Here is a 7,427-nt window from a genome sequence, read left to right on the forward strand (position 1 = left end):
GCGTCTCGCAGGCCATCGCCTCCAGGTTGATGATGCCGAACGGCTCGTACACGCTGGGGCAGACGAAGACCGAGGCGTGGGTGTACATCGTGATCACGTCCTCGCGCGGCAGCATCTCGGCGAGCCACACGATGCGGTTGTCCGTCTCCGCCCGGGCCGTCTCCACCCGGCGTTCCATCTCCGCCCCGATCTCCTCGGTGTCCGGGGCGCCCGCGCAGAGGACGACCTGGATGTCGTCGTCGAAGTGGTGGATTGCCTCCACGAGGTGCAGGATCCCCTTCTGCCGCGTGATGCGGCCCACGAACAGCACGAACGGCCGGTCGGGGTCCACGCCGTACTCCGCCAGCGTCGACCGGTCGGGGCGCGGGCGGTACTGGTCGATGTCGATGCCGTTGTGGATGACCTCCGTCTGGGCCCCGCCGACGTCGTACAGGGCCTGCACGTCCTCCTTCATCGCGCCGGAGACGGCCACGACGCCGTCCGCGGTCTCGTAGGCGGTCTGCTCCACCCACGAGGAGCCGTCGTAGCCCCGGCCGAGCTGTTCGCGTTTCCAGGGGCGGTGCGGCTCCAGGGAGTGGGTGGTGAGCACCAGCCGGCCGCCGGTCAGTTGCTTGGCGAGGCAGCCGGCGAGGTGCGAGTACCAGGTGTGGCCGTGGATGATGTCGGCGTCGGCCACGGAGCCGGCCATGACCAGGTCGCGCGCCATCGCGTCCATGAACTTGGCGTGGCGCTCGTCCTGGCGGGGCAGCTCAACGTCGGGCGCTACGCCGCGCACCCGCAGGTTGTCGTCCGTCTCGTCCTGCTCCCCGAAGCAGAGCACCTCGATCTCGTGCTGCCGGTTGTCCAGGGCGGCCAGCTCGCGGGTCAGGTACTCGACGTGCACGCCGGCCCCGCCGTAGACGTTGGGCGGGTACTCGTTGGTGAGGATTACGATTTTCATAGGAAAGGGGAAAGAGGTACGTGGGAGGAGCAAAGAGTATGGGAGGAATGGGCTGGCGAGGAAGCGGTTTAATGGATGGGTTCCCTCTGACCTCTTTTCCATTCCCCCGTCCCCGCAGTCAAATAATTGTGTCGTCCGGGATGTGGGTGTTTTTGGGAATGACGACGATGCCGTCGCGGATGTGGTACTTGTCTTCCTCGGCCTCCTGCACGTTGTCCTGGTTCTTGATGATGCACCGCTTGCCAATCGAGACGTTTTTGTCGATGATGGCCCCCTCGACGTACGATTCCTTCCCGATCCCCGGATCGGCCGGCCCCTCCACGAAGCCGCGCTCCTCCATCTCGTGCCACCGGAAGTGATCGGCGCCCAGCATGACCGTGTTCTTGAGGGTCGTGTCCGGGCCTACGTACGAGCGAATGCCGACGACGGATTGAGACACCTGACTGTTTTCGAGGAGGCTTCCCTCCGCGATCAGCGAGTTCTGCACGGTCGAGTTTTGGACCTTGGCCGGCGGCAGCATCCGCGCCCGGGTGTAGAGGGGCCGATTCGGGTCGTACAGGCTGAAGGGCGGCTCCGGCTCCGCCAGCATCAGGTTGGCCTCGTAGAAGGAGCGGATGGTCCCGATGTCGCTCCAGTAGCCGGAGAACGGATAGCTCGCGACCCGCATCTTGTCGATCGCCTTCGGGATGATCTGGTTGCCGAAGTCATGGTCGTCTGGGTTGGCATCCAGCAGGGCGCGCAGGGGCTCGCGGTCGAAGATGTACATGCCCATCGAGGCATGATACATGCGGCCTTGTTCTTCGAGGGCAGGGGGGACGGGACTGTCCAGGCCGTCGAGCTCGTCGCGGGCAGGCTTCTCGTGGAATTCGGTGATGACGTGCTCGTCGTCGGTCTTCAGGATGCCGAACGACGTGGCGTCGTCGGCGGTCACCGGAATGGTGCCGAGGGTCACATCCGCGTCTGTCTCGCGGTGGTGGGCCAGCATCTTGCGGTAGTCCATCGAGTAGAGCTGGTCCCCCGAGAGGATGAGCACGTGGCGGTGCCGGTGGCCCTCGATGTGGGGGAGGCTGCGGCGCACGGCGTCGGCGGTGCCCTGGAACCAGTTCTTGGACGACGGGGTCTGCTCGGCCGCCAGGATGGACACGAAGCCGTTGCTGAAGCGGTCGAACTGATAGGCCCGGGCGAGGTGGCGGTTGAGGCTGGCCGAGTTGTACTGGGTGAGGACGAAGATGCGGGTGATGCCCGAGTTGATGCTCGTGGAGATGGGCACGTCAATCAGGCGGTAGCGCCCGGCGAGGGGCACGGCCGGTTTGGCCCGGAGCTTGGTGAGGGGGTAGAGGCGAGTGCCTTTTCCGCCGCCAAGGATGACGGTGAGGATGGAGTTGTCGAGCGATGTGGACATGGGGACCGTAGGAAGGTGCGAGGAAGAAGCCAGCGCAGGCCGAGCGGTAGTTTAGCGAGGTTGGAAGGGGGCAAGGAAGAAAGCCACCGGTAGGATGCAATGAAACACGGGTCCGTCTCAAGTGCCTGCTTGACGGAGCGGGGGGCGCTATTGTGCGACGACGACCTTGCGCAGGAGCTCTACCGACTCCCCCTGAACGTGGAGGAAGTATGTGCCGCTGGCGTGCTGGGACGCACGGATGCGAAACCGCTGAACCACGCCGGCGTCGACACGGCCATCATGGAGCAGGCGGACACGGCGGCCGAGGCCATCGTACAACACGACACGGAGATGCTGTGTCTCGCGGAGGGTGAGTCGAGTGACGGACAGACCACGGGTTGGGTTTGGGGAAGGGCCCTCAATGGCCACAGGGTCGGACGGTAGAATCGTCACCGATTGGGCCCTGCTGGTGCGTACGGTTCCTTCCGTCGAGGTATGTCGGAGCCGGAATTGATGCGTTCCCGGCCGCAGGTCGTCGAGGGAAACACTGTGGTCGCGCGCGCCGGAACCGCCATCTTCCTCAACGGTCGTCCGTCGCTGCCAAGCGTCCGCCCCGGGGGGCTTGTGCTCGACATCGACCCGGGCCGTCCGGGCCGTCTCCGAGGTCGACCACTGGAGTTGTGCGCCTTGGCCCTGAGGTGTGCCCGTGAATGAGAGAAACGGCGAGGGCCGTGGCTGGACCACGAACAATCCCTCCCCAATGCTGCTCACGAGCACGATGTTGCGATCAAAGAACGGATAGGTGCTCCACGCGCCCCGAAACTGCGGCGCATCACTGTCCGGGTACGTGTCGAAGTGGGCCACCTCCTCTGGAGATTCCGGGGCGGCCACGTCCAGGACACGGAGCCCGCTCTCGTAGTTGGCCTGGTAGGAATACGGGCCGTGGATGTACTGATTGTGGTCGATGGCCCCGGTCGCCCCCGAAAAGCTCGCTTCGTGGGTCGGGTTCTCTAGGTCCGTCACGTCCAGGACAATGGTGCGGGTCCGATCCACGAGCTCGTTCCGCTCGTCCAACTCGTCGTCGACGTACAGGTAGCGGTGATCGTCCGTGAGCCACGCCTGGTGCACGTACCCGACGTCTGGATAGTCCGTCTCGGAAATTCTCGTCGGGGCCTCCTTGTTGGTCACGTCGGCAATGGTGAGAACAGTCTCGTTGGCGTTGAAGCACAGTTCGTCCCCCTGATACGTTGTATCCGGCCCCCGGTACGTAACGCACTGTGCATCGTGGGTGTACCCGGAGTCCTTGGCACGCTCCGTCTCCAGTGCACTTGCTGCGGCACCGGCGGGCGTGGAGGAGGACGGCCCGGAGAAGCGGTCCGGGCGGCTGGGCGCGCCGACTCCTTCAGAGACGTCGGGGAAGCATCCCGCGAAGGTGGGGGTGGCGGGGGACTGCACGTTGACCATGTGGAGCCCCCCGCCGCAGGTGTTGGCCGGCCCGGACGCACCTCCCCCCACGATGTAGGCAAAACCCGTCTCGGGATTGACGGCCACGTTGTGTGCGGTTTCGAGGCGGACCGAATCGCTCCCGTCGTAGTGGGCGGTCTCGTCGAACGTCTTGGGCCGCTCGTCCGCGCCCACGTCGCGGAGACGAGTCAGGTCGAATACCTGCATGCCGTGCCCGGGCGCCTCACTGACAACGAAGGCGTAGTGATCGTACACCTTCACGTCGCGCCAGGGGCTCTCGGTTGTATGGGTAGGGAGTTCGCCCAGATAGACGGGATCGGTAGGGGTGCTGACGTCCACGAACGCGGTGCCGTCGGTGCGGCCCACTAGCGCGTATTCGGTTCCGGTTCGAGGGTCGGTCCAGCCCCAGACGTCGTTGAGGTCCGTGCCCGCGTCTCCACCGAGAGCACTGATGGAGAGAAGCGACAGCAGGTCGGCATTGGCGCACGGATACTGATCTGCGGTTCCGTCCGTGCATTCGATCGCCCCGCCGGTGATGGACGACTGTGCCTGCGCGGCCTGAGGGAGGGAAGCCAGGCCGAGGGCCAACAGGACAGACACGACGGCGGGCCAGAGTGGTAGGGCCAGGTGCTCTGCGAGCCAGAACCGCACGAGAGGGGGGTGCACGAGAGGAGGGAAATGTAGCGGGTGGATCGGTGGAATATTGGTAGTCCCAACGGACTGACCTGCAATTTCCAACGGGCCGAGAAGATCCGCCGATCGCATTCCCCCAGTGGGTGGCAGTCCGGCAACTGTCGTGGCGTTTCGGGGGCTATCGGAAGAGACGGAGGGCCAGGTTCACGAGAAGCGTGAGCACGACACTCAGGACGATCATGGTGGCGATGGGGACGTAGACCCGCACGTTGTCGCCCCGATAAACCAGGTCGCCCGGAAGGTTGCCCAGGTCGAGAACCTGTCCGAGAAGCATGACGAGTCCGCCCAACAGGGCGAGCCCGACGCCCAGGTATATCAGCCCGCGGCCGAGGGGGGTGGCGTCCATCCAGGGAAGGGTTCTGTTGTAGACCCAGAGCGTCACCCACTAACCAGATTGGGTGCCCTCTCGTTCGGCCGCGCTCCGGGACGACGAAGAAGGTGTGTCGACAAAACTCTCCCTCGGGCCGTGCGTGAGAGGGCAGCGAATGTGATTCGTACTCACCCTCCGCGCTCCCATGATCTTCTCCGTTCTCGTCACGCTCCACATCATCACGGCCGCCGCGTGGTTCGGGCTAGGCCTCCGTCTTGCGGGGCGGGCCCGCACGGTGCTCGACCAGGGCGGGGAGGCCGGGGTCGCGCTCGCGACCGACGGGGCGGCCACGGTACGGCAGATGAACATCTTCGCGGTGCTGACCCTCGTGTTCTCGCTCGGGGCGTTTGTGGCGGGCGGGCACTTTGCCGCCTACGGGCCACTCTACCATACGTCCGTCACCCTCATCGTGCTGTTTGCGGCGGACCAGCTCTTTGTGATCCGGCCGGGGTGGAATACGCTTTACGCGTTCGTGACGGGGGAGGGGGGCGCGTCGCTGGGGGCCGATGCGGCCGACGCGGCCCGGAAGAAGGTCGCCATCGGGACTGGGGTAGGTCACCTGCTCTGGGTCGTCATGCTCGTCCTGATGTTGTGGAATCGGTACCTCGGCGTGTACTTCGCTTAGCAGGAGGGCGACGCGGACGAGGCCGACGCATTCAGTCCGTCCGGTCCGACGCGAGGGCCACGGCGCCCCGTTCGTACTGGTCGGGACGCCGATGGCGGAGAAACAGCTGGCGGGCCGGGGCCTCGGCCGTCCGGGCCAGGTCGACCGAGGCGTGCAGGATGGTTTCCTCGGCGCCGGGGGCCCGGGTGAGGACCTCCCCGAACGGGTCCGTCACGAAGGAGCGGCCCGCAAACGGCATGTCGCCCTCGGGTCCCGTGCGGTTGGCGAGCGCCGTAAAAAACCCGTGCTGGAGCGCAGCCGTCCGAAGCTCGGCCTCGTACATCCCGTCGGGCCACTCCCCGACGGTGCCCGCCTGCGGCACCACCACGAGGTCGGCGTCCTGCAGGGCCAGCGCCCGCAGGTACTCGGGGTAGTGCCGATCGTAGCAGACGGCCACGCCGATCCGTCCGGCGGCCGTGTCGTAGACGGGCGCGCCGGTGTCGCCCGGGGCGTAGTAGCCCTGCTCGTGAAAGTGTTCGTACTCGGTGATGTGCATCATGCGCGTCCGACCGAGCAGCGTGCCGTCGGCGTCGAGGACGGGCGAGGTGTCGAACGTGCGGTCTCCATCGCGCTCCATCAGGTTGAAGACGACGACCACTCCCCGGTCGGCGGCGGCCTCGGCGAGGGCCTCCGTCGTGGGGCCCGGCACCGGCTCGGCGAGATCGAGGGCGCTCTGGTCTCGCTCCGTGATGGGCACCCGCGGGTAGAAGGGCGTGAACGAGAGCTCGGGGAAGACGACGAGGTCGGCCCCAGCGTCGGCGGCCGCCCGCACCGCCCGTGCGCCGCGATCGACGGCGGCCGAGGGTGAAGACGGGTGGGCGTGCTGGACGAGGGCGATGTTCATGGTTCTGGGCAATACTGAGAACGGAGAAGAGAAAAGGCGGGGTCAGCGCTTCTGATCAGAGCCCTCCGCGCGATCGGGGGCGACGAAGGCGTCCGGAAACGTCGGGCGGGCGGCGTCGAGGACGGCCTCGGCCTGCGCCTCCGTGGCGAAGGGGCCAAGCCGCACGCGGTAGAAGGGCGCCTTCCACGCAATCGTGACGGGCGCCTCGGAAGAGCGGGCCCGCTGGACAGGCGGGGGACGGTCCGCCGGGGATTGCTCGCGCCACCACTGTTCGGCCCGCCCGAGCGTCTCGGCCGCCTGGGCCTTGTCCTCCGTGAGTCGGAGCTGCACGTGATAGATGCGGGCGCCTGGCTCCACCATGAGGGACTGATCGGTCGACTCCGGGGCCGGGCCCGAGCAGGCGCCCAACAACATCCCGCCCACCCACGCCCCGATCAGGAGGCCCAGCGCCCGGAATCGATGCGCGTTTGGTGGGGCCATGCGAAGACACGTGATTCAGAAGAAGGCTCGGGACCGCGCCCCGTTCCACAAGGTCTTCCCTACGCACCGCCCCGGTGCGCGGTTCGTGGCGAGACGGAACGGAGACGGCCGTACGTCCCCCGACCGTCCCGACGCAACTCCACTCCCCATGGGCGATTAGACATGCCGCTCACTGTCCTCCGACCGCACGCTCCCTCTGTCTCGCATGCGCCATCTTGCTCTTTTGCCCACCGCGGCCCTCGTGCTTCTCCTCGGGGCCTGCGGGGCCCCGGCCCCGTCGCCGTCCGCCGAGGCCGTGATCGACAGTGCCCAGGCCGCCCACGGGGCCTCGGTGCTCGACCGGGCCCTGGTCACGTTCGATTTCCGAGACGACGCGTATCGCCTCCGGCAGGACGGCGGGACGTTTCACTACCGGCGTGCCTACGCCGATTCGCTGGGCCGGTCCGTGACCGAGGGCCTCACGAACGACGGGCGCTACCGCGTGGTGGAGGGGGACACCGTCTCGCTCACCCCGTCCGAGCGGGCGTCTGTGGAGACGACCGTCAACTCGGTGGCCTACTTTGCCCTGCTGCCCGAGCCGCTCGGGGACCC

At 66.8% G+C, this 7,427-nt stretch carries 7 protein-coding genes and 1 pseudogene; 2 read left to right on the forward strand and 6 right to left on the reverse strand.

What is annotated here, in order from left to right; all coding sequences use genetic code 11:
* From glgA to V5A20_RS12155, 4 genes are all read right to left on the reverse strand, one after another.
* Positions 1-940: glycogen synthase (glgA, locus tag V5A20_RS12140; RefSeq protein WP_332327445.1), on the reverse strand; the 940-nt coding region annotated here is incomplete at its 3' end.
* Positions 941-1,058: 118 nt separating this feature from the next.
* The gene (locus V5A20_RS12145) at positions 1,059-2,342 is read right to left on the reverse strand and encodes a glucose-1-phosphate adenylyltransferase (protein WP_332316693.1); all 1,284 of its coding nucleotides are present in this window, start codon (positions 2,340-2,342) and stop codon (positions 1,059-1,061) included.
* 147 nt (positions 2,343-2,489) lie between these two features.
* On the reverse strand, positions 2,490-4,451 hold the full coding sequence (locus V5A20_RS12150; RefSeq protein WP_332327446.1) for a choice-of-anchor B family protein: 1,962 nt from the start codon (positions 4,449-4,451) through the stop codon (positions 2,490-2,492).
* Positions 4,452-4,596: 145 nt separating this feature from the next.
* A complete protein-coding gene (locus tag V5A20_RS12155; RefSeq protein ID WP_332316691.1) occupies positions 4,597-4,824 on the reverse strand; it encodes a DUF2905 domain-containing protein in 228 nt (75 codons plus the stop codon).
* Between the two features lie 169 nt (positions 4,825-4,993).
* Between V5A20_RS12155 and V5A20_RS12160 the strand changes: the two genes are divergently transcribed.
* Positions 4,994-5,473 (forward strand): hypothetical protein, encoded by a 480-nt coding sequence (locus V5A20_RS12160; RefSeq protein WP_332316690.1) that lies wholly within the window; start codon positions 4,994-4,996, stop codon positions 5,471-5,473.
* 31 nt (positions 5,474-5,504) lie between these two features.
* Here the strand turns inward: V5A20_RS12160 and V5A20_RS12165 are convergent, their stop codons facing one another.
* A complete protein-coding gene (locus V5A20_RS12165; RefSeq protein ID WP_332327447.1) occupies positions 5,505-6,356 on the reverse strand; it encodes a carbon-nitrogen hydrolase family protein in 852 nt (283 codons plus the stop codon).
* Positions 6,357-6,398: 42 nt separating this feature from the next.
* The gene (locus V5A20_RS12170) at positions 6,399-6,836 is read right to left on the reverse strand and encodes an SPOR domain-containing protein (protein ID WP_332327448.1); all 438 of its coding nucleotides are present in this window, start codon (positions 6,834-6,836) and stop codon (positions 6,399-6,401) included.
* Positions 6,837-7,041: 205 nt separating this feature from the next.
* Here V5A20_RS12170 and V5A20_RS12175 point away from each other — a divergent pair.
* A pseudogene (locus V5A20_RS12175) lies at positions 7,042-7,427 on the forward strand (DUF6503 family protein); the annotation flags it as partial.

The organism is Salinibacter sp. (assembly GCF_036626415.1).
Classification (GTDB): Bacteria; Bacteroidota; Rhodothermia; order Rhodothermales; family Salinibacteraceae; genus Salinibacter.

Excerpts from the sequence above, each read along its gene's own strand:
- V5A20_RS12145 (WP_332316693.1), bottom strand. The coding sequence starts at position 2,342 with ATGTCCACATCGCTCGACAACTCCATCCTCACCGTCATCCTTGGCGGC.
- V5A20_RS12155 (WP_332316691.1), bottom strand. The coding sequence starts at position 4,824 with ATGGACGCCACCCCCCTCGGCCGCGGGCTGATATACCTGGGCGTCGGG.
- V5A20_RS12170 (WP_332327448.1), bottom strand. The coding sequence starts at position 6,836 with ATGGCCCCACCAAACGCGCATCGATTCCGGGCGCTGGGCCTCCTGATC.
- V5A20_RS12165 (WP_332327447.1), bottom strand. The coding sequence starts at position 6,356 with ATGAACATCGCCCTCGTCCAGCACGCCCACCCGTCTTCACCCTCGGCC.
- V5A20_RS12160 (WP_332316690.1), top strand. The coding sequence starts at position 4,994 with ATGATCTTCTCCGTTCTCGTCACGCTCCACATCATCACGGCCGCCGCG.